13 protein-coding genes are annotated in these 25216 nt (G+C 28.2%); all 13 read left to right on the top strand.

The window, feature by feature from the left end:
• Positions 1-155: 155 nt before the first annotated feature.
• Complete coding sequence (locus H9660_RS12410; protein WP_191750700.1) at positions 156-494, top strand: arsenate reductase family protein; 339 nt, start codon at positions 156-158, stop codon at positions 492-494.
• A gap of 17 nt (positions 495-511) precedes the next feature.
• A complete protein-coding gene (locus H9660_RS12405) occupies positions 512-928 on the top strand; it encodes a hypothetical protein (protein WP_191750699.1) in 417 nt (138 codons plus the stop codon).
• 545 nt (positions 929-1473) lie between these two features.
• Entirely contained in the window at positions 1474-2829 is a 1356-nt protein-coding gene (locus tag H9660_RS12400; RefSeq protein WP_191750698.1) for a uracil-xanthine permease family protein, read from the top strand.
• Between the two features lie 179 nt (positions 2830-3008).
• Positions 3009-4376, top strand: coding sequence for a uracil-xanthine permease family protein (locus tag H9660_RS12395; RefSeq protein ID WP_191750697.1), 1368 nt, complete (start codon positions 3009-3011; stop codon positions 4374-4376).
• Between the two features lie 110 nt (positions 4377-4486).
• The gene (locus H9660_RS12390) at positions 4487-6241 is read left to right on the top strand and encodes a sigma-54 interaction domain-containing protein (protein ID WP_191750696.1); all 1755 of its coding nucleotides are present in this window, start codon (positions 4487-4489) and stop codon (positions 6239-6241) included.
• A gap of 150 nt (positions 6242-6391) precedes the next feature.
• Positions 6392-6961: a molybdenum cofactor cytidylyltransferase gene (gene mocA, locus H9660_RS12385; RefSeq protein ID WP_191750695.1), complete on the top strand. Its 570-nt coding sequence runs from the start codon at positions 6392-6394 to the stop codon at positions 6959-6961.
• A gap of 220 nt (positions 6962-7181) precedes the next feature.
• Entirely contained in the window at positions 7182-8402 is a 1221-nt protein-coding gene (locus tag H9660_RS12380; RefSeq protein ID WP_191750694.1) for a YgeY family selenium metabolism-linked hydrolase, read from the top strand.
• 146 nt (positions 8403-8548) lie between these two features.
• A complete protein-coding gene (locus H9660_RS12375; RefSeq protein WP_191750693.1) occupies positions 8549-9832 on the top strand; it encodes a sigma-54 interaction domain-containing protein in 1284 nt (427 codons plus the stop codon).
• A gap of 302 nt (positions 9833-10134) precedes the next feature.
• On the top strand, positions 10135-11463 hold the full coding sequence (ssnA, locus tag H9660_RS12370; protein WP_191750692.1) for a putative aminohydrolase SsnA: 1329 nt from the start codon (positions 10135-10137) through the stop codon (positions 11461-11463).
• Between the two features lie 30 nt (positions 11464-11493).
• Positions 11494-13230, top strand: a complete 1737-nt coding sequence (locus H9660_RS12365; RefSeq protein ID WP_191750691.1) for a 4Fe-4S dicluster domain-containing protein — start codon at positions 11494-11496, stop codon at positions 13228-13230.
• A 50-nt stretch (positions 13231-13280) separates the two neighbouring features.
• Positions 13281-15839, top strand: a complete 2559-nt coding sequence (gene xdh / locus H9660_RS12360) for a selenium-dependent xanthine dehydrogenase (RefSeq protein ID WP_191750690.1) — start codon at positions 13281-13283, stop codon at positions 15837-15839.
• 483 nt (positions 15840-16322) lie between these two features.
• Positions 16323-22286: a M60 family metallopeptidase gene (locus tag H9660_RS12355; protein ID WP_191750689.1), complete on the top strand. Its 5964-nt coding sequence runs from the start codon at positions 16323-16325 to the stop codon at positions 22284-22286.
• 60 nt (positions 22287-22346) lie between these two features.
• Positions 22347-25172: an immunoglobulin-like domain-containing protein gene (locus H9660_RS12350; protein WP_191750688.1), complete on the top strand. Its 2826-nt coding sequence runs from the start codon at positions 22347-22349 to the stop codon at positions 25170-25172.
• Positions 25173-25216: the final 44 nt, after the last annotated feature.

Raw genomic sequence — 25216 nt, 5'->3', positions numbered from 1 at the left:
TTATTAAATATTCCAAAATATCATTCCTAAATATTATTCTTAATAAATATTATACTTTTAAGTATATAAAAAGTGAGTGTTTTGTATAAGATATTAATTTATTAATTCGAATTATATGATATAATAAAAAAGCAGATTTTTATAAGGAGAGAAATATGAATATACAGATATTTGGTAGAAAAAAATGTTTTGATTCTAAAAAAGCAGAAAGATATTTTAAAGAAAGAAAAATTAAATTTCAATATATAGATTTGGATATTAAAGCTATAAGTAAAGGTGAATTAAATTCAATAAAAAAGAATATTTCTATAAATGATCTCATTAATCAGAATACTAAAGAATTTAAAAGTTTAAATTTAGATAAAATAATAAGTTTGGAAATGAAGGAAGAAATTCTTCTTAAAAACCCCAAATTATTTAAAACTCCTATTGTTAGAAATGGTAACTTAGCTTCTTTAGGTTATGCAAAAGAAGTATGGGAAAAATGGGAATAGAAATATAGGTGACACAAATGATTAGGATAAAAATACAAAAGGGAAGAAATGATAAACCTATTTTTAAAATAAAAATAAGTGATAGAGAGATAGAACATTATAAATTTTTAAAAAGAGCATTAATTGAAGGAAAAGCTATTAATGGCAACTTTAATTATGAAATTCCACTTAGATTTTTAGTTCCCATAGTAAATAATATAGATAAAGATAATTTATCTATAGATAGATATAGCAAATTAGAGTTCTTAGAATTTTATGATGAATATGAAGAAAATTATTATGCTAGCTTTACAGCAACGGCTAAGTTTATGAAAATATGGAGAGAGGAAAATTGTCCTAATATATTCAAGATTAAAATTGATCCAAAAAACTTAAGTTTAAGTAAAGAAGTAGCTTTTAAAAAAGTAAAAATAAAAATTGATTTAAATTTATAAAAAAGAATCAAAGCAACTTGGCTTTGATTCTTTTTTATAATTAATGAAGGAGATGAATTTATATGGATTAGTTTTAAAGCTAATAGCTAATATAATATATGAAAATTAAAAAATAAGTGCTACAAAAAATACTTTTATTCTTTTATATCAAAATGAGAAAAATTATTAAAATGATACAAAGGCTTATTGTCTTGAGTAAGGAGGATTATATAATAAATATTTATCATTTTAATATAATAAAATTTTTAAAAAATAAATAATATCCAAATAAATACAGTGCTTGAAGGGATAAGAAGTTGTTAAGGTTTTGGCATACTTATTGCTTTAAATAAATATTGAAACTTTAAAGGATCTTTTTAGTTTTTTATAATTATTAACATGTAGCTATGTGAACAAAATTCAATTAAAACGATTACTTATGTGGTATGAAGGAATAGGATTATTATCAAAATGATAATATTTTTTTCATAGTGATAATAATCATATATTCTCGAGTGATGTATAAGATTAATCTAATTAACTTACATGAGGGGGAATATATTATTATGTTAGAGGTAGGGAAAAAAAGAAAAAAAAGTACTTCAATATTTGATGTAGATGGAGTACCAAGCTTAAAAAAGGCTATACCATTATCATTACAACATTTACTTGCTATGATAGTTGGAAATGTTACTCCAGCTATAATAGTTGCGGGAATTACAGGAATGAACTTAAGTGATAAAACATTGTTAGTTCAATGTTCATTATTTATGGCAGGGATTGCAACATTAATGCAGTTGTATCCTATATGGAAACTAGGAGCAGGACTACCAGTAGTAATGGGGATAAGCTTTGCTTATGTACCAACTTTAACTGCTATAGGTTCTGCATATGGAATTGAGGCTATATTTGGAGCTCAATTAATAGGCGGAATTGCTGCAATATTAGTTGGTGCTTTTATTAAACCACTTAGAAAACTATTTCCACCATTAGTTGCTGGAACTGTAGTATTTACAATTGGTTTATCCTTATATCCAACAGCTATAAAATATATGGCTGGTGGAGTAGCTTCAAGTGATTTTGGAGCTCCTATAAATTGGACTATTGCATTTGTTACATTAATTGTAGTTTTATTCTGTAATCATTTTACTAAGGGATACGTAAAATTAGCATCTATATTAGTAGGTATAATAGTGGGATATGTTTTTTCAATAATTATCGGAAGGGTTAGTTTTGATGCTATTTCATCAGCAGGATGGATACAAGTTCCAACACCATTACATTATGGAATGAAGTTTATACCTTCAGCTATTATTTCTATGGTTATTATTTATATAGTTAATTCAGTTCAAGCTGTTGGAGATTATTCAGCTACAACAGAAGGAGGATTAGGAAGAGAGCCTAAGGATACTGAGTTATCTGGAGGGATAATGGCAAATGGAGTTTCAAGTATAATTGGATCATTTTTTGGAGGTTTGCCTACAGCAACCTACAGTCAAAATGTTGGAATAGTAGCTATGACTAAAGTTGTAAGTAAATATATTATAATGTTAGCTGCTGTATTTATGTTAATAGCTGGATTTATACCTAAGTTTGGTGCTTTAATTACAACGATACCACAAAGTGTTTTAGGCGGTGCTACTATAATAGTATTTGCAATGATAACAATGACTGGTATAAAGGTGATTATAAAAGATGAACTTTCAAGTAGAAACACGAGTATAGTTGGACTTTCAGTTGCACTAGGAATGGGAGTAACACAAGTTTCAGGTGCATTAGATGCATTTCCAAGCTGGGTTAATATGGTTTTTGGAAGTTCTCCAGTTGTAATAACTACTATAACAGTTATTTTATTAAATTTAATACTGCCTAAGAAAACTATTAAAGATGAAGATAATGAGAGAAGTAAAATAGAAGAGTAATAGTAAAAGGCTGTATATAGAAAAATATTATATATAGCCTTTGATTTTTATAGAGATATAAAGAAATTAATAAAGACTTGGAATTTAAAATTATCAAAATGAGAAGTATTTTAAATAAATGATTAAAAAGTTCCAAATAAAGGTCTTATTTTATTAATTACATAAGGGGGAATTTTAAAATGGTAGAGATTTGGAAAAGAAGTAATGAAAATAATAGAAATACTTCTGTTTTTGATTTAGATGGAGTACCACCAATAAAAAAGGCTATACCATTATCGTTACAGCATTTATTAGCAATGATAGTAGGTAATGTGACACCAGCTATTATTGTTGCTGGAGTAGCTGGTGCAAGTTCAAGCGATAAAGCGCTTTTAGTTCAATGTTCTTTATTTATAGCAGGTATAGCTACATTATTACAATTATATCCTATATGGAAGCTTGGTTCAGGTCTTCCGGTAGTTATGGGAGTTGGATTTGCATATGTGCCAACATTAACAGCTATAGGTGCAACTTATGGAATAGAAGCTATTTTTGGAGCTCAATTAATAGGGGGAGTAGTTGCAGTTTTAGTAGGTATATTTATTAAACCGTTAAGAAAGTTATTTCCACCATTAGTGGCAGGAACAGTTGTTTTTACAATAGGATTATCTTTATATCCAACAGCTATTAAATATATGGCAGGAGGGGCAGGGGCATCTGATTTTGGCTCAATACAAAACTGGATTATAGCCTTTATAACTCTAGGCGTTGTATTGTTTTGTAATCATTTTACAAAAGGATATTTTAAACTTGCATCTATACTTATAGGTATAATAGTTGGATATGTTTTTGCTATAATGTTCAATAAAGTAGACTTTAGTGCTATAGCTAATGCTGGATGGGTACAAATACCTAAGCCTTTACATTTTGGGTTAAAATTTTATCCATCAGCAATATTATCAATAGTAATTATATATATAGTGGATTCAGTACAAACGGTTGGTCAATATTCAGTTGCAACAGAAGGAGGATTAGATAGAGATCTTAAGGATTCTGAATTATCTAATGGAATAATTGGAAATGGAGTAGTTAATATAATTGGTTCAATTATGGGAGGTTTACCAACATCAACATATGGTCAAAATATTGGAATAGTTGCTATGACAAAGGTTGTAAGTAAATTTGTAATAGCTTTAGCAGCTGCTTTTATGTTGGTAGCAGGATTTATTCCTAAAATTGGTGCTTTAATAACTACTGTACCACAAAGTGTTCTTGGAGGAGCTACAGTTATAGTATTTTCAACAATTACAATGACTGGAATTAAACTTATATTTAAAGATGAACTATCAACTAGAAATATAACTGTTGTTGGATTATCAGTAGCTTTAGGAGTTGGTATAACACAAGTTCAAGGAGCATTAGATGCTTTCCCAGAGGCAATAAGAACTTTATTAGGAAGTTCACCAGTAGTTGTAACTACGATTTTTGTAATATTCTTAAACTTGATATTACCAAAGCAAAGTTTAAAACAAGAAGAAGAAGAAAGAAAACAAATAGATAAAAAATAGATAAAAAGCTACCGGGAATGCGGTAGCTTTTTATCTATTTTATACTTAAAATGGCATAAAAATTGCGAAAGGATAGGGAGATATTAAATTAGCAAAAGAGGTGTTTATAAATGCCATCTATTTTGAAAGAAATTCAAGGCGCAGTAATGAGATATATAAATATCGTTGAAAAGATATTAAATGTTGATGTAGAGGTAGTAGATGAAAATTTAATTAGAATAGCAGCTACAGGTATCTATAAAAATAGAATAGATAAAGATATATCAAAGCAAGGCTATGCATATAGAGAGGTTTTAAAAACAGGTGAATTTAAAGCAATTACAGAACCAGGTAAGGATAGCATATGTAGAGATTGTATAAAAAGAGGAAAATGTGAAGAATTATTTGAAATGAGTACACCTATAAAGTTTCAAGGTAAAATAATAGGTGTTTTAGGGCTGGTTTGTTTTAATGAAGAGCAAAGAGATCAAATTCTTGAAAGATTTAATAATTATAGAGCTTTTATAGAACAAATTGCTGAATTTATAAGTACAGCAGCTTTTGAATATTATCAAAAAAAACGTGATGATATTGTAGTTAAATCATTAAACTTAATAATAGATAAAATGGACCAAGGAGTAATGGTTTTAAATAAAAATAATAAAGTAACACATATAAATTCTAAGGGAGCAGAATTTATAAAACAAGTAGACAATTTTTTTGCTTTAAGTGTATCCATAGAGCCAACAGGTGATAGTTTATTTCAAATGGATATATTTAAGGTTCTAATAGGAAATCAAAGTTTTCAATTTATAGGAAATTTATTTCCGATGGAGCTAAATGACAAACAATTTGATAAAATATTTGTATTTAGAGATTATAAGGGATTTAGAGATAATATATCAGAGTATACTAATATAAAAAATTCAATAAGAACTGATAATATATTAGGAAAAACTAAAATTATGGAAGATTTAAAAAGTAGAGTAAAAAAAATAGCACTATCCTCTTCAACTGTTTTAATTACTGGAGAAAGCGGAACTGGAAAGGAAATTTTTGCAAGATCAATACATAATGAAGGAAATAGAAGAGATAAAGCCTTTGTTGCGATAAATTGTGGTGCAATTCCAGATACTCTTCTTGAAAGTGAACTTTTTGGATATGTTAAAGGCGCTTTTACAGGTGCAGATCCTATGGGCAAAATAGGTAAGTTCGAATTAGCTAATAAAGGTACTATATTTTTAGATGAAATTGGGGACATGCCTATTTATCTTCAAACTAAATTACTTAGAGTTCTTCAAGAAAGAAAAATAACAAGAGTAGGTTCTAATAAGGAAATTGATATAGATGTAAGAGTTATTGCAGCAACAAATAAAAATTTAAAAGAACTAATAAAAGAAAATAAATTTAGAGAAGATTTATATTATAGATTAAATGTAATACCATTTGAAATTCCGTCATTAAGAGAAAGAATTAAAGATATAGATATTTTAATTGAGTTTTTTATTAAAAAATATACAGAACTTTTAGATAAAACCTTTGATTCTATAGAAATAACTGAAGAGGTAATGGAAGCTTTTTATAAGTATAGTTGGCCAGGTAATGTTAGAGAATTAGAAAATACAATAGAATTTATAGTTAATATGATTGGAACTGATGGAATAATTAATAAAGATGTTATTCCTAAAAATATATTGAATAATGATGATTACGAAAGAGAAATAGATAGTGATGAAATTATACCTATAAAAGATTTAGAAGCAAGAGAAATAAGAAAGGCTTTAGATATTTATGGAACAACTACAGAGGATAAAAAGAGAATTGCAAAAAAATTAGGAATAGGTATAGCAACTCTTTATAGAAAGATAGATGAATATAAGTTATAGATTTAGACTAGTATTTATATTTTTAAAATAAAGTTAAATCTTAATTAGACTAGATAATTATTAATAGTAAAATAGGAGCTAGTCAATTATAATATATAAAGAAAAATTTATTTAAATATTATAATACTATGAAATATAAATAGGTGAAAAATGAATGGAATAATATTAGCTTCTGGTTATAGTACTAGAATGGGAAAAAACAAATTAATGATGAAAATAAATAATGAAGAAATAATAAAACATGTAATTAAAGAAGTTAAAAAAAGTAATATTAATAATGTTATTTTAGTAGCTAGGGAAAAGGATGTTTTAGATATTGGAAAAGATTTTGAAATTAAAATTTTTGAAAATAAAGCCGCTCATCTTGGACAAAGTACTTCAATTAAAATTGGAATTAGAAATTGTGAAAATAATGAAAACTATATGTTTTTTTGTGGAGATCAACCCTTTGTAGACTTTGAATCTATAAATAAACTTATAGAAGTATCTAACAAACATAAGGATAATATTATAGTTCCAAAGGTAAATGGAAGAATTGGAAGTCCTGTTATATTTCCTAAAGTATATAAAACAGAATTAAGTTTATTAACAGGTGATGTAGGGGGAAGAGAGATAATAAAAAATAATAAGGAAAATATCATTTATGTTGAAATAGATAACTTATTATTTTTGGAGGATATAGATACAGAAGAAGATTATAAAAATTTATCAAAATTATAAATATAACTTAAATAGCAAATATCAAAATGATATTAATTATCATTTTGATATTTGCTATTTTTGTAAAGTTAACTCGTGTTATATTTTATCGATGGCATTAAGGATTATTAATAAGTTAGCGAGACATTTAGATTGCTAAATTTAAATGAAAACGCAAATTTTTTGGCATAAGAAATGCTTAACTTAATAATAAATAAAGGATAAATAGGTGGAGGGTAGTATGGATTATATAAGTATCTTTGATAAGGTTTTAAAATGCGCAGAAAAATATAGAGATGACATGAGTAAGTTTCTAAGAGAAATTATTGCAATACCTTGTGAAAGTTGTTATGAAAAGAATAAGATATTAAGAATAAAAGAAGAAATGGAAAAGGTAGGCTTTGATAAAATAGAAATAGATCCTATGGGGAATTTACTTGCATATTTAGGAACGGGAAGCCATTTAATTGCCTTTGATGGACATGTAGATACTGTAGGTGTAGGTGACCCAAGCCTTTGGAATTATAATCCTTATGAAGGAGACGAAGATGAGGAAGTAATATTAGGAAGAGGATCTAGTGATCAAGGTGGTGGAATAGCAGCTATGGTTTATGCTGCTAAAATAATAAAAGAGTTAAACTTAGAGGATGACTATACTCTACTAGTGACTTGTACAGTTCAAGAAGAAGATTGTGATGGTTTATGTTGGCAATATATAATTAATGAAGATGAAGTAAATCCAGAATTTGTAGTAATTACAGAACCAACTGCTTGTAATATATATAGAGGGCATAGAGGGAGAATGGAAATTAAGATAAGTACATCTGGTATAAGTTGTCATGGATCAGCTCCAGAAAGAGGAGAAAATGCAATATTTAAGATGGCTTCGATTCTTAATGAACTTAAAGAATTGGATGAAAAGTTAGCATATAATGATTTTTTAGGAAAAGGAACATTAACAGTATCTGAAATATTCTATTCATCACCATCAAGATGTGCAGTGGCTGATGGATGTAGTATATCTGTGGATAGAAGATTAACATATGGAGAAACCTATGAATCAGCAATAGAGGAAATAAAAAATCTACCATCTATAAAAAGTACAAATGCGAGAGTTTCAATTTATGATTATGATAAAGTTTCTTATACTGGTCTTTCGTATAACACAAAATCATATTTCCCTACTTGGGTAATTCCAGAAGAACATGATGTATGCCAAGCTTTAGTTGAAACATATAGAAATTTATTTAGAGCTAACCCAATTGTAGATAAATGGACATTTTCAACAAATGGAGTATCTATAATGGGTAGGTATGGTATACCTTGTATAGGATTTGGCCCAGGGCATGAAGACCAAGCTCATGCACCAAATGAAAGAACTTGGAAAAATGAAGTAGTAAAGTCTGCAGCAATGTATGCTTTAATTCCTAAAATGTATTTGAAGCAAATAAAAAATAAATAAATATAATTTTATATAGTATTAAACATTGTAATCTTATTGTTACAATATTTAATGCTATATTTTTTTTGTTTTATTTGTAGATTTATATTAAAAATGGTAACATAGAGGTATAGATAATGAAATACTATGGGGAAAAGGTGAGTAGCATGAAAGAAGAATTTGTTAGGGAGATTGCTAATAAAATTAGTGATGGAATTATAATTTTAAATGCAGATGATAGAGTGATTTATGCTAATAATTATATAAAAAAAGCTTTAAATGTTGGAAATAATGAAGTGCAAAAAATTATAGTAGATTTAAAAAGTAAAGAAAAGGATAATAAAATTAGTATTACTTTTAAGGAAATTGATTATGATGGAATAGGTGAAATTTTAAATTGTGATGAAATTTCATATAATTATAGTAAAATAGTCGTATTAAATAAAATTTGTAATAAAGATAAATGTAATTATGAAGCTAAAAATAATGTGTGGGGAGAAGTTCCTCTTAATGAAATAATTGGTGAATCAGAAGCTATAAAAAATATAAAAAATAAGATATTTAAGATAGCTAATTCTAGCTCTTCTGTTCTTATAACAGGAGAAAGTGGAACTGGAAAGGAAGTTATTGCAAGATCAATACATTCTCAAAGTAATAGAAGAGATAAGCCTTTTATAGCAATAAATTGTGCTGCAATACCAGAACCATTGCTAGAAAGTGAACTTTTTGGATATGAAAAAGGTGCATTTAGTGGCGCTAATAATTCAGGGAGGGTTGGAAAATTTGAATTAGCTAATGGTGGTATAATTTTTTTAGATGAAATAGGAGATATGCCCTTAGCTTTGCAAGTTAAACTTCTTAGAGTACTACAAGAAAGAAAGTTTGCTAAAATAGGTTCTAATAAAATGATTAATTTAGATATAAGAGTTATTGCAGCTACAAATAAAAATATCAAAGAAATGATAAAGGAAAAGACTTTTAGAGAGGATTTATATTATAGAATAAATGTCATTCCAATAGAATTACCTAGTCTCTCTGAAAGAAAAGAGGATATTAAACCACTAGTTTTAAACTTTATAGAAAAATATTGTAACACATGTAATTTGCCTAAGGTAAAAATAGAGAATAGTGTAATAGATAAATTAAAAAACTATCCTTGGGAAGGAAATATTAGAGAACTTCAAAATGCTGTAGAATTTATGATTAATTTAGTTGGTGAGGATAATTTAATTACGACAGATATTTTACCAGAATATATTATGAATTATTATAATAAGAAAAGTGAGTATCCGTTAAAGTCTATAATTGAAGATGATTTTATAACTTTAGAAGAACTTGAAAAGAAATATATAAATTTTGCTTTATCTAAATATGGTAGAGATACAAAAGGAAAAGCAAAAGCAGCTAAAAAGTTAGGAATAGGACTTGCGACATTATATAGAAAAAGTTAAAAACATATGAGTATAAGTGGTTAATTTTATAAAATGATTATACTTGATTTAGAATAATTTTAATTTAATATATAAGTTTTAAGTGGCTATATATAGATAATCTATATATAGCCACTTTTTATCGTAATGATAAATATATTTACTAAAATGATAAAAATATAAAGTTTATCATTTTAAATGTAATTGTTAAAAAAAAATTAAATACGAAAAATCTAAATATAGGTAGAAATATTGTTAAAAAAATATTTTGGCATGATTAATGCTTTAAATAATTATAATTCTATTATATTGGAGGGAGAAAAATGATTCTAATAGGAAATGGGATGGTAATAACTCAAGATGTTAAGAATCCTTTTATAACTAATGGAGCAGTAGTATTAAAAGATAATGTAATACTAGAAGTTGGAAATTATGAAGATTTAAAAGATAAGTATAAAGAGTATGAGTTTATTGATGCTAAAGGTAAGGTTATTATGCCAGGATTAATCAACACTCATCATCATATTTATAGTGCTTTTGCAAGAGGCATGGATAATAAGGAAGAACCTGGACAAAATTTTAATGAAATTTTAGAAAGATTGTGGTGGAAACTAGATAAGAGACTTACCCTTGAAGATACAAAATATAGTGCATATACAACATATATAGATTGCATAAAAAATGGAGTTACTACTGTATTTGATCATCATGCAAGTCCAATGCATATAACTAATAGCTTATTTACAATAGGAGAAGTTGCTAAAGAGATTGGAATAAGAACTTCCTTATGTTATGAAGTTTCAGATAGAGATGGAATAGAAATTACTGATAAAGGAATCCTTGAAAACGTAAACTTTATTAAACATGCTAATGAAGATGATAGTGATATGATAAAAGGATTATTTGGATTACATGCATCATTTACTTTAAGTGATGAAACTTTAGAAAAATGCTCTAAGGCAATTAAAGATTTAAATTCAGGCTTTCATGTTCATGTAGCAGAAGGAATAACCGATGTTCATGATTCATTAAAAAATCATGGTAAGACAATAGTTGAAAGATTATTTGATTATGGAATGTTAGGAGAAAAAACTTTAGCAGTACATTGCGTTCACATTAATAATAGAGAAATGGATTTATTAAAGGCAACTAATACTAATGTTGTAAATAATCCTGAATCTAATATGGGAAATGCAGTTGGATGTGCACCAGTGTTAGAAATTCTTAATAAAGGTATAAATATTGGAATGGGAACAGATGGATATACTAGCGATATGTTTGAGTCAATGAAGGTTTTTCCTATAATACAAAGACATAATAGATGTAATCCAAGTGTAGCATTTAATGAAACATTTAAATTATTATTTGAAAACAATAGAAATATTGCAAATAGGTACTTTAAAAAAGAACTTGGAATTTTAAAAGAAGGTGCTTATGCAGATGTAATTATAGTAGATTATAATCCACTAACACCTATGAATTCAAATAATTTATTTGGACATATGTTATTTGGATTTACTGGTAGATCTGTTACCACAACAATAATTAATGGAAAAGTTGTAATGAAGGATAGAGAACTTATAAATATAGATGAAGAAAAAATATTTAAAGCTTCTAGAGAAGTAGCACAAAAATTATGGGAAAAGATGTAGAGTTTTTATATTAAGAAAGGTGGAGCAAATATGAGTGATGTAATGAAAATAATGTCATTTGAAAGAATTATTAATTTAACTCTTGAGGATTATTATACAAAGGGAAAAATATTTGGGATTGAAGAAAAAGATTTCTATAGAGATATAGATAGTAGTATAGAAATGGACTTCTGCGGTGAGTATTTAAGATTTCCAGTAGGACCAGCAGCTGGACCTCATACACAATTAACACAAAATTTTTTAGCAGCATATTTGACTGGATGTAGATATTTTGAGCCTAAGACAGTTCAAATAGTAGCTGGTAAAGAAATGCAAGAAATGATAGCAAGACCATGTATAGATGCTAAGAATGTTGGATATAACGTTGAATGGTCAACTGAATTGACTGTTGAAGAAGCAAAAGAAGAGTATATTAAAGCTTCTGTTTTATTACAAGTTATGGGGATTGAACTTGGATTATCAGATGTTAAGGATTTTATACTTAATATAAGTGTAGGATATGATTTAAAAGGAATTCAATCAAAGAAAATTTCTGATTTTATAGATGACTTAAAAGACGCTAAAGATACAAAAACTTTTAATGAGTGTATAGAAGTATTAAAGGGAAATATAAATAAGTTTAAAAAGTTTAAGTTAGAGGATATAGATAAGATTACTTCTAAGATAACAAATATAGTAACACTTTCTACAATGCATGGATGCAAGGCAAGTGAAATTTTAGACATAGCAACTCATTTAATATCAAATAAAAAGATAAATACATTATTAAAATGTAATTCAACTTTATTAGGATATGATAATGTAAGAAAAATCTTAGATGGTTTAGGCTATAACGATATAGAACTAAAAAGAGAAGATTTTGATCATGATTTACAATTTGATATGGCTAAAGAAATAATATCAAAGCTTTTACAAGTAGGTAAAGACAATGATGTAACTTTTGGGGTTAAATTAACAAATACATTACCTGTAGTTAATACAAGAAATGTTATGCCAGGAGATGCAATGTATATGTCAGGAAAACCTCTTTATCCTATAGCTATAAATGTAGCTAAAAATATTGCAACTGAATTTAAAGATATAAAAGTATCTATATCAGGTGGAATAGATAAAAACAATGCATTAGATGTATTTAAATCAGGTATAGCTCCTATCACAATTGCAACATTATTCCTTCAACCTAAGGGATATGCAAATAATAATGCTGTATTAAATGAAATGAAAAAATTAGGACATGCCCCAAATGGTTTAAATATTGAGTTTTTAGAAGAATTAGCAGAGAAAGCAAAAAATGATGTTAATTATAAGAATAAAGGTAATGGTAGATTACTTGAAAATAAATTGGAAACATTTGATTGTTTAAAGAGTTGCGGAATATGTGTAGATGTATGTCCAAATAGAGCTAATATGAAGGTTGCAGTTGAAGGACTTTCAGCTAATTATCAAATTACACATATTGAAAATATGTGTAATGAATGTGGAAACTGTCATATGTTCTGTCCAAAGGGAGGATTCCCATATCTTAAGAAAACAACTATATATCAAGACTTAGAAGAATACCAAGACTCTAATAATACTGGAATTTTAAGAGTTGGAGAAGAAAAATTCTTATTAAGAGAAGATGGAAGAGAATATATATATGAAGTTAATTCTAAAGAAGATAAGAGTAAGTTAGAAATTACAGTAGAAACTATTTTAAAAGATTATCCTCATTATATTGATAAGGTAAATGTTGTTAATGAAGACGAATTAAAACAATATGCTTAATAAATTTTCATAAGAAAATATTTATAGGATAATCTAAGGGGGAAGGGTAAATGTTTAGTTTTAAAATAAATGGTAAATCAGTGTCTTTAGAAGAAGATATGGGTTTATTAGATTATTTAAGAGATGTTGAGCAGCTTACATCTGTAAAAAATGGTTGTGCAGAAGGTGCTTGTGGAGCTTGTATGGTCTTAATAGATGGTGTGGCACAAAGAGCATGTCTTCAAAAGTTAAGTAGATTAGAAAATAAAGAAGTAATAACAGTTGAAGGTATTAGCGAAAAAGAAAGAGATGCTTTTGCATATGCATTTGGAAAATGTGGAGCAGTACAGTGTGGTTTTTGTATACCAGGCATGGTTATAAGTGCAAAAGGATTATTAGATAAAAATTTAAATCCTACAGAAGAGGAAATTAAAAATGCTTTAAAGGGTAATATTTGTAGGTGTACTGGATATGTAAAAATAATGGAAGCTATAAAGCTTGTTGCAGAAATTTTAAGAAATAATGACGAAGTACCTAAGGTTTATTGTAAAGGCTTAGTTGGTGAAAACCTACCAAGAATAGATGCAGAAGTAAAAACTTTAGGAGTTGGAAAATATGCAGATGATTTATATTTTGATGGCATGTTATATGGATCAGCATTAAGAACAAAATATCCAAGAGCTTTAATTAAAAGTATAGATACATCAAAGGCAAAGGCTTTAGATGGTGTTTATGCAGTATTAACAGCTAAAGATGTTCCAGGAGATAGATATATTGGACATTTAGTTCAAGATTGGCCAGCATTAATAGATGTTGGTGAAATTACAAGATATTTAGGGGATTCATTAGCTTTAGTAGCTGCAAAAGATAAGAAAACTTTAAAAGAAGCATTAAGCTTAATAGAAGTTGAGTATGAGGAATTAGCTCCTTTAAGTACACCTAGAATGGCAATGGAAGAAGGAGCACCGAATATACATCCTAATGGGAATATACTAAGCAAGCAAGTTTTAAAAAGGGGTAATGCAGAAGATGCTATAAAGAATGCTAAGTATGTAGTAACAGAAACATATACTACTCCTTCAACAGAACATGCCTTCTTAGAACCAGAATGTGCAGTAGGAAACTATGAAGATGGAGTTTTAACTGTTTATACTGGTGGACAAGGTGTTTATGATGAGTTAAGAGAAATAGGTAAACTTTTAAACTTAGATTCAAGTAAATTAAGAATTAAAAGTATGCTAGTTGGTGGTGGATTTGGTGGTAAGGAAGATATGAGTGTACAACATCATGCTGCACTTCTAACTTATTATACTAAGAAACCTGTAAAAGTTACTTTGAGTAGAAAAGAAAGTCTAATAATACATCCTAAGAGACATGCCATGGAAATGGAATTTACTACAGCCTGCGATGAAAATGGTATTTTAACTGGAATGAGAGCAAGAATAATTTCAGATACTGGAGCTTATGCTTCTTTAGGCGGTCCAGTTTTACAAAGAGCATGTACTCATGCTGCAGGTCCCTATAATTATCAAAATGTTGATATAGAAGGAACTGCAGTTTATACAAATAACCCACCTGCAGGAGCATTTAGAGGATTTGGAGTAACACAATCAGCTTTCGCTAACGAGTGTAATATAAATAAACTTGCAGAACTAGTTGGTATATCTCCTTGGGAAATAAGATATAGAAATGCTATAAGACCAGGTCAAGTTTTACCAAATGGTCAAATAGCAGATGAAGGAACTGCATTAGTAGAAACACTAGAAGCGGTTAAAGATGTATTTGATAATAATGAACATGTAGGAATATCCTGTGCATTTAAAAATGCAGGAGTTGGAGTAGGAATTCCTGATACAGGTAGAGTTAGAATAGTAATTAAAGATGGAAAAGCTATTATAAGAACTTCAGCTGCTTGTATAGGTCAAGGAATTGGAACTATAGCAACACAAATTCTATGTGAAACAACAGGGCTAACTCCAGAATATGTTGGTTTTGATAGTCCAGATACATTTACAACACCTAATTCAGGTACAACTACTGCATCGAGACAAACAGTCTTTACTGGTGAAGCTACAAGACTTGCATCATTAAAGCTAAAAGAAGCGCTTAATACTAAGACACTTAATGAACTTGAAGGAGAGGAATTCTATGAAGAATTCTGTCCAGAGACAGATCCTATGGGAAGTGATAAAGAAAATCCAGTAAGTCACGTAGCATATGGATATGCTACACAAGTTGTAGTTTTAGATGATAACGGTAAGCTTATAAAGGTAGCTGCTGCTCATGATATAGGAAGGGCTATAAATCCAATAGCTGTTGAAGGGCAAATTGAAGGTGGAGTTGTAATGGGACTTGGTTATGCATTAACAGAAGATTATCCATTAAGAGATAGCGTTCCACTTGCTAGATTTGGAACATTAGGATTATTTAGATCAACAGCTATACCAGAAATTGAAAGTATTTTAGTAGAAAAAAATAAAGAAGATTTATCCTATGGAGCTAAGGGCGTTGGAGAAATAGTAGTTGTTCCAACTGCACCAGCTGTGCAAGGAGCATATTATAAGCTAGATGGAAACTTTAGAACTAAGTTACCTCTTGAAAATACTTTTTATAAGAAGGCTAAAAAATAAATATATTAATATAATATTTTAGGTATCGACAAAGTCGATACCTTTTTTATTGTATTTAGAGGAAATTATATCTATGGACAAGGTGAGGATAATTTTATAAGAGTAGTAAAATTCGTAGTGTAAGAATTAGAGTTTTATAATTTCTTTCCTTCAGTTTGCAAAGAGATAAACATTGAATGAGGTTGACTTGGAGCGCATGCGACGGAGCAAGGAAGATAATGTTTATCTCTTTTTTTATATTTAAAATGAAAAAATATAAAAAAATTAAATTATTTTTAAAAAATATGTCGAAAATGTTAACAATGTAAATAAACTATATTGAAAAATAATGAGATAATATGGTATATTTTTAAAAGAAAAATTAGTTTTAATTTGTTAAGATATGATTAAAATAAGTTTTAAATTTGATTAATATATAGTTAGAATTTAAAATAGTAATATTAATGAACTTAACAGAGTTAATCATATAAAGGAGGTTAAATTATGAATAGAAGAAAAATATCAGCTATGGTAGCAGCAGCTTTAATAACAAGTCAAGTACAAAATATAGCTTTTGCAGATACTATAAATAATAGTCAAGATAAAAGTAGTATTACAGCTGAAACTATAAATGAAAATGTAAGTAAAGAAAATAGTGAAGAAACAGCAGTAACTTCTGAAGATATTAATGAAGAAAGCACAATAGTAGAAGGATCAGAAATAATAGGTGAAGAAGTAGCAGAAGAAAGTCAAATATTACAACAAAAAGAAAATAATGAAGTAATAGAAGAAAGTAATTCTAATACAGAATATTCAGCAATAGAAGAAGTTTATAATTTAACAGGAAAATTAGAAGTAGACTTAAACTTTGCTACACCTATAAAATTCACATCGTCAGAAAAAACGAATATAAAAGTAATTTTAAAAAATTCAGAAGGAAATGCTATAAAAGAGGTTTATTTAGGTAATGATAACACTTCAGGAGATATTGGAGAGAATTCAATTTACTCTTTATCTGCTTTAGATTTTAAAAGACAAGCTTTAGGAGAAGGAGATAATGAAGTAAGTTTTTATCTATTAACTTTTGACAAGCTTCCATTAGGAAGTTATTCAATTGAAGTAGCTGGAAGTGGATATAAGACTGCTAAAGTCTCTAATATAGAAATTCAAAATTCATCAAAAAGAGTTTTAATTGGAACTACAAATAATTCAGTAGTTATAGATAACAAAGGAACCGAAGATGAAACAGATGATATAAAAGAGGAATATTTAGCTTCATTTTTAGTTGGAGATTTAGATGGAAATAATACAGTAAATGAGGCTGATTATGAAGTCTTAAAATCAGCTATAAAAAGTAAATCAACTGACTTAAGTTATGATTTAAATAGAGATGGAAAAGTAGATATAACTGATTTAACATATGTTCACTCTAATATGGGAACTAATAAAGTGGATGCTGAAATAAAGGATACAGATCTTATTATAAATCCAGAAAATGTTGAAATAGCAATTGATACTGAAAAAATTGATGTAGATGGCAATATAAAGGATATATTAAAAGATAATAATTCAGTAGTAAAATTAGAAAGTAAGACAGAAATAAACGAAGAAACTCCTATTTCTTTTGATTTAGATTTACAAGGAGTTAATAGAACTAATAGCAATATAGAGCAAATAGTAATTAATTCTCCTGCTGGTGGAGCACCAACAAGTGGAAGTATCATAATTGGAAATGAAGAATTTAAGTTTACAGAAGAAAATCTAGTAAAAGAAAATTCACTAGCTAGATCAAGCGAAGAAAAATTAGTTATAAATTTAGGAAAGCAAATAGCAGTAAGTAAAATAACTATAAATATAACTTCTGGAAGTAGAAACAATAAAAACTTAGCTGAAATAGCTAAGGTTGAATTTTTAAATAATGTTTATAAAGAGTTACCAAAACCAAAAATGAATATACCAGTTATAAATAGTTTTATAAGTACAACTCAAGTTGGACAAGAATCTATGACTATAGGTTGGAATAATGAGACAAACGTAACTGGATATGAAGTAAAAGTTGAAAAATTAAATGATAAAAATCAAGTAACAAGTACAAGCACCTATAAAACTAGTGAAAACTCATTAAGAATAGAAAAAATAGAGGCATATGGAGTTTATAGAATTAGTATTCAATCTTTATCAGGTGATTGGAAGAGTGGATATAAGAATGAACAAGATGGATATAATGAAAATGCAACTGGTAATACTAACTTAACCAATAATTCAAATGATAAAGATGGAGTTCCAGATAATGTAGATTCAAATTATAATCCAATTGCTTGGAATTCTGAGAGTGGAAAGCTTAGTGATGATAATGCTAATTTTGGTGAGGATTCAATAATAGAAGTTCAAGTTATACCAGAAACAGCACCAGAGGGACCAGAAGGAATAAAGGTACAAGGCGGATATAAAAAGCTTACAGTTTCATGGAAAGCACATGCAAAAGCAAAAGATTATGAATTATATTATAGAAAAGTTGGAGAAAAAGCTTGGTTAAAAGCAAATGATAAGGGAACAAAGTATGAAGATCCTGATATAAATGATAATATTCCAACTCAAACAGTTGAATTATCAGATAAAGAAGATTTTATAAGAGCAACTTCATATACAATAGAAGGATTAGATGATACAAGTAGTTATGAAATAATGATGACAGCAACAAATCATCATGGAACTGGTGGATTATCAAAAGTTTATATTGGATCTACTACAAAGTTAATACCGCCAGTAACAAGTAATTATAAACTTATAAACAGTGCAAATGGAACAAGTAAATTAACTAATCATATAGTGAACGTAGAATTTCCTGTTGGAAACACTACTTCCACTAATGGAATAGTAGATAATGATTATACAACATATTGGCAGTATGATGATTGGGATTATGGTAGCAATGGACCAATTTTAACATTTGATAAAGAATATACTATAGGAAGCCTTAAGGTTATAAGACGTTTAGATGTAAATGAACTGACTTATTCTACAAGGATAGAATTCTTTAATGAAGAGACTCAAAAATGGGAATTAGTAGGTTCGAAGTTTAATGAAAGTAATAATGGTAAAGTTGTAAATATAACTTTAAATAATCCTGTAAGAACTAAGAGGATTAGAATTGGAACATCAGTTTATCCAAGCGTTAGTTGGGGAAAGTATGAACGTGCTGTAACTATGTCAGAAGTTAAAGTATATGAATATGATTCTTTACAAAGTGATGTAGATAATTTATTTGCTGATGATTTAAAGTTAGAATTAAAAGATAATGTAACACAAGAAATGATAGATGAGTTTACAAATAGGGCAAAAACAATTGATCCAGTAAATCTTGAATATCATCCAAATCAATCAGAGATATTAAAGGATTTAAATAGAGCTCAAGATTTATTAAATGATGTGTTATTAAATGATAAAATAATAACTTTAGATTCAACTATACATAATTTAGCACCTCAAAATACAATAGGACAAATAAATAATTATCAATCACTTGGTGTAGCATTAAAACCAGGAGATAAGGTTACTATATATATAGGAAGTGAAAGAAAAGATACTAAATTTGATTTAGTATTAACTCAATTTAATGCTGAAAGTGGAACTGCATATAAAGTTATAAATACATTATCAGTAGGAAAAAATGAAATAGAAATACCTGAAACTGGTTTTGATATGAACTATGAAAAGGGTGGAAATCTATACATAGGTCTTAAGAGTGGATTTGCTGAAAGTAATGTATTTAAAGTAAGAGTAAGTGGTGGAGTAGAAATACCACATTTAAATGTTAATAATATTATAGATGATGAATCTAAAGAAGCTGAAGTTAAGGAAAAAATAAGAACTTACATTAGAGAGTTAAGATCTTATGTTAGTTCTTTACCAAGTAGATATCCATCTAGTGCAACTATAGAAGATAACTCAAACAATATTTACACTTATGATCCACAAACTTCAATATTAAATGCAACTGATATTGAAGGAGAGAGAATTATGCTTTCACTTGCAGCAGATCAAGTTCTTGCGGGAATACAAAGTGGATTATCAGGAAATGAAGATGCTCAAGTAGATAGACTTTATAATACATTACTTGCTTGGGAACAATTAATGAAGGTATCTTATTCTCAACAAGGTTTACTTGAAGCGCCAATAGATTTTGATGGAGATGGACAAATAACTAATAATGCGTTAGATATTCTTAATGGAAAGAGTGAAACAGAATATTACAATGCAAATAGAGCTCCTAAGAATCGTATGAATATAAAATATCAAAGAATGTTTACAGGTGCATTTATGTATGCATCAGCACATCATGTTGGTATAGGATATAGTTCTATAGCAGGAACTATGACAGGGGTACCATTTGAATTTGATCAAAATGGAAATTTAGTAAATTCAGATAAAGGTCAATTATTTGGATGGGGAGTTTCGCATGAAATTGGACACGTTCATGATATAAGTGGATTAACTTACACAGAAACTACTAATAACATATTAGCCCTTATAACTCAAACATTTAATGATGTAAATGAATCAAGATTAGAATCTTTTGGAGCATACGAAAAGATGTACGACAAGGTTACTTCTAACAGTGTTGGACTTGCAAGTGATATACTAACTAGACTTGGAATGTTCTGGCAATTGCATTTAGCATATGATAATGATTATACTTATAAGATGTTAGATTTAAATTCTGATAATAGTTTAGAAAATGATACATTCTTTGCTAAATTATATAGAGCTACTAGAACTAATGGAATTGCTGTTTTAGAGTCAGGACAGGATAGAACAGCTCAAACATTTATAATGAGAGCTTCAGATGCAGTAGGTAAAGATTTAAGAGAATTCTTCGAAAAATGGGGATTAGTAGCTAGTCCTGAAACGAATATATATTTAAATAATAAAAAATATCCAAAGGAAGATAAAGCAATTTATTATTTAAATGATGAAGCAAGAAGACTTAGACTAGAAGCTGGAAGTAATACAAGCTTATTAACAATGGCAACTGATACAAAAGTAAATGCAAGCTTTGGAATTGATGGAAGTGGAAAACAAATAACAGATAGAAGCTATTTAAATCAAAAAGAAGTTCCATTGATATTAAGTGTAAGCAAGGATTCAGATAAAATTTTAGGATATGAAATAATAAGAAAAGAAGCAACATCTACAGGAACTCAAGAGGTAGTAGTTGGTTTTGTTGAAAGAGATAAAAATGGTGAAAATGGATTAACAAGCTATATAGATGAAATAGATGCTATTAATAATAGAACATTTGAGTATAAGGTTAGAGCTTATGACTATAACTTAAATGTAACAGAGGAAACTACATTAGGAACTGTGAAAGTAAATCATGATGGAAGTATAGCTAAGAGCAATTGGGTATTTGATACAAATACAAGAAGCTTAGAGGATATATCAGATGAAAATTCAGGTCATGGACAAGTTCAGAATGGAAGCATTAAGAAAATAAATGATAATGATAATTCAACTATATACACAGCTTCAAAAGCAACCGATAATAATGGTAACGTAGTGTCAGGAGATCCATATGTAACTATAGATTTAGGAGATTCTAAATCAGTTATAGGATTAAAATATAACCCAGGACAAGATACTAAGAAGTTCTCATTAAAGAATTTCTTTAGTAGAAGCTCAGAAGCTTCATATTCACCAATAAGCAAGTATGAAGTTTATGTAAGTAAAGATGGTAAGTCTTGGACTAAGGCTCATTCGGGAACATTTGATACAAGTAAAGAAAATACAATTTACTTCAATGAAACTGGAAGTAATTTAAATACTCAATTATGGGCTTATGATGCACAATATGTTAAATTAGTAGCTAAAGGAGCTACAACAATTTCAATAGCAGAGCTTGATATATTGGGACCAACAGGCGATAACATAGAAATAGGTATAGATAATGGTGAGAATATTTATAAAAATGGAGTAGGTAAATTAAAATCTGATTATACTTATTCAGATGGTCAGGTTATACCAGCTGGTTCAATAATTGTTACTGGAGAATATAAGGGAGATCCAGCATTTAATGTTCCATTAGTATTAAATGAAAATGATGAAAACCTTGCATTAAAAGCAAATGTTATATTACTAGCTGAATTACCAGAAGATGCAGAACTTGGAGAAGTTGCAAAAGGAACTTGGTTATATTGGATAACTCCAGATGAGCAAAAAGCAGGAAATATTGAAGGTTCTAAGATAAAGGCTGAGCTTTATAGATATAATAAATTAGATTCTACAGGAGCACCAGTAGGACAAAGATTAGTAAGTGATACATTCTTATATGATTTACCTGAAAACTTAAGTGATTTACCTGAAATAGAATTAAATAATTCTAAAGCAAGAACTTTATCTAGTGAAAATACTAGTGTTGTAGAAATAAATAGTGATGTAATAAAAAATATATTTAATAATAGAAAATAAATTAAAGGTAGCTATCTCTTTTGAGATAGCACCTATAATAGTGGGAAAGGAGAAGATATTATGAAGAATAGAAATTTAAAATTTGTTTTAGCTTCTACAATAGCAGCAACATCGGCAGCAGCAATAGTATACGCTACACCTAAAATTATAAAAACAGTTGCAGTAGAAAATAATGCAGATAAATTTATATTAAATGTAGAAAATATTGATGCAGATACAGTAAAAGTATCTTTAGATAATATAGAAGATATACCAAAGGCACTTCAATTTAGTATAAAGCTTGATGGAGTAGTGTTAAAAGAGGAAAATGGTAATCCTGTAATAAAAGATTTAATAAATAAAAATAATTCAGATAAAATAATAACAGATTATTCCTATAATAAAGATACAAATACTATAGATGTTTTAATAACATCACAAGATTCAATAGCTAAGAATGGAAACGAAGTGGAAGTTTTTGAAATAGATATTGAAAAAGTTCCAAATAACGAAAGTAGAAAATATAATATTACTCCAGAAAAAGAAAATTCAAAATATAAATATGTAAGTGATACAAATAAAGAATATGAAATGGGTGTAGAAGTAGCTAATAATGATTTATCAATAAATACAGCACCTACAGTTCAAAAAATAAATGAAAACTATATAGAAGTTAATGTTGGAGATACTGTTGAATTAACAAAGGATTTATTAAGTAATTATATAGAAGCTCAAGATATGGATAATGATGAAGTAACTTTTGAAGTTAAAAATGTAGAGGATACAGTAATAGATAAATTTACTTCAAATACAGCTGGAATATATGACTTGTATGTAACTGCTAAAGATAGTTTTGGAGGAGAGTCTCAAACCTTAAATTTACAAGTTAAAGTAAATCAAATTGATCAAAATCCAACTATAACAAAAAATGGAGAAGAACTTACAGATGTTACTATAAATGCAGGTGAAATATTTAATTTAATGGATGGAATTAGTGCAGTAGATGCTCTTGGAAATGCATTAAATGTTACAGTTAATGCAGATAAAGAGCTTAATTTAGATCCAGATGTAGATACTGAATATACTATAACTTATACAGCAATAGATAGTCTTAATAGAAAAACAGAAAAAACTATTACATTAACAGTAAAAGCTAATAAAGCACCAATGATAAATGGGGTTAAAGATTATACATTAACAGTTGGAGATGAATTCGATCCACGAAATGGTGTTGAAGTAATAGATGAAGATGAAGATATTGAATTAGTTATTGAAAGTAATGTAAATACAAAAATAGCAGGTGTATATAAAGTTTTATATAGTGCTACAGATAGTGGAAATAAAACAACCAGAATTCAAAGCATAGTTGTTGTAAATCCAAAAATGGAATCAATAAATGGTATTCCAGTAATAAATGCTAGTGATGTAGTAATACAATTAGGTGAAGATTTTAATCCATTAAATGGAGTAACTGCAACGGATACTGAAGATGGAGAAATAAATAAAATAGATGTTGTAAGAAATGAAGTTAATAGCAATGTAGCAGGAAAATATGAAGTAACATATAGTGCAACAGATAGTAAAGGAGCAAGCTCTACAAAAACAATAACTGTTATAGTTAATGATCCACCAAGAATAAATGCTGAAGATAAGATTATAAGATTAGGTGAAGAGTTTAATCCATTAATTGGAGTTAGTGCCATTGATAAAGAAGACGGAATTATAAGTAACATAGAGGTTATGGATAACAATGTAGAAATAAATGAAGAAGGTACTTATACAGTTACATACAAAGTAGAAGATAAGCTTGGTGGAGTAGCTATAAAAACAATAACTGTAACTGTAAAAGAATATATTATATTAGCAGAAAGCATAAATATAAATAATAAAATTGATAATTTATATATAGGAAGCAGTAAAGTATTAACTGCTACTGTAGATGAAAAAGCAGAATTAAAGGATATAGAATGGTCAACTAGTGATGAGAATATAGCATCAATAGAGGTTATAGGAAATGATGTAAAGATAACTGCTAAAGCTAAAGGACAAGTAACTATAACTGCAAAGACTAAAGATGGAAGTAATAAATCTGATAGTGTAACTATAGACATATTAGAGTATAAAGAAAATGTAGAGGACTTTATATCAAGTGCTATAGAAGAGGCTGTAGATAATGGTATAATTATTCCAGTTTTAGGAGAAGGTACAAAAGAATCTCCTTTAGAAATGGAAGTTCAAGATGTAACAATAGAAAAATTTGAGGAATTTTTAAATAGTTTCAAAGAAATAAATCCAGTTATAATTGATAAGTATGTAGAGGGAGAATTTACTGTTTATAAAATAAAGATTGAGAATAAATCAATAATATCAAAATTTATTAGATTATTTAAATCTTCAACTACAGAAGAGGGATATATTTACTTAAAAATAGCTAATAATTTAGAAGCGTCAAAAGATATAGTAAATAAAATAGATTCAACTATAAAAGTTGAAAAGCCAGATGAAGATCCAGGAATAACTAATCCAGGAGGAAGTGCTGGAGAGGGAAGTGAAACAACAAATCCAGGAGAAAGTACTGAAGGTGGAAGTGAAACAACAAATCCAGGAGAAAGTACTGAAGGTGGAAGTGGAACAACAAATCCAGAAGGAAGCACAGAAGGTGGAAGTGAAACAACAAATCCAGGAGAAAGTACTGGAGAGGGAAGTGAAACAACAAACCCAGGAGAAAGCACTGAAAATGAAAGTGTAACAATAACACCAGATAAAGAAGATTCTGAAGAGGGAAATATAGATAGTTCTAAACAAGAAAATAGTAAATTACCTATTACAGGACAAGAGAGTATTCTAGGAGTTTTAGGATTATTAGCAATTTCTATAGGTGGTATAATATATAAAAAGAAAAAATAATATAAAATAGGCTATATCAAATTTGATATAGTCTATTTTATTAC

The organism is Clostridium gallinarum (assembly GCF_014836325.1).
GTDB lineage: Bacteria > Bacillota > Clostridia > Clostridiales > Clostridiaceae > Clostridium > Clostridium gallinarum.
Note: the sequence above shows the minus strand (reverse complement) of the source record. Positions and strands in the feature narration are given on the sequence as shown.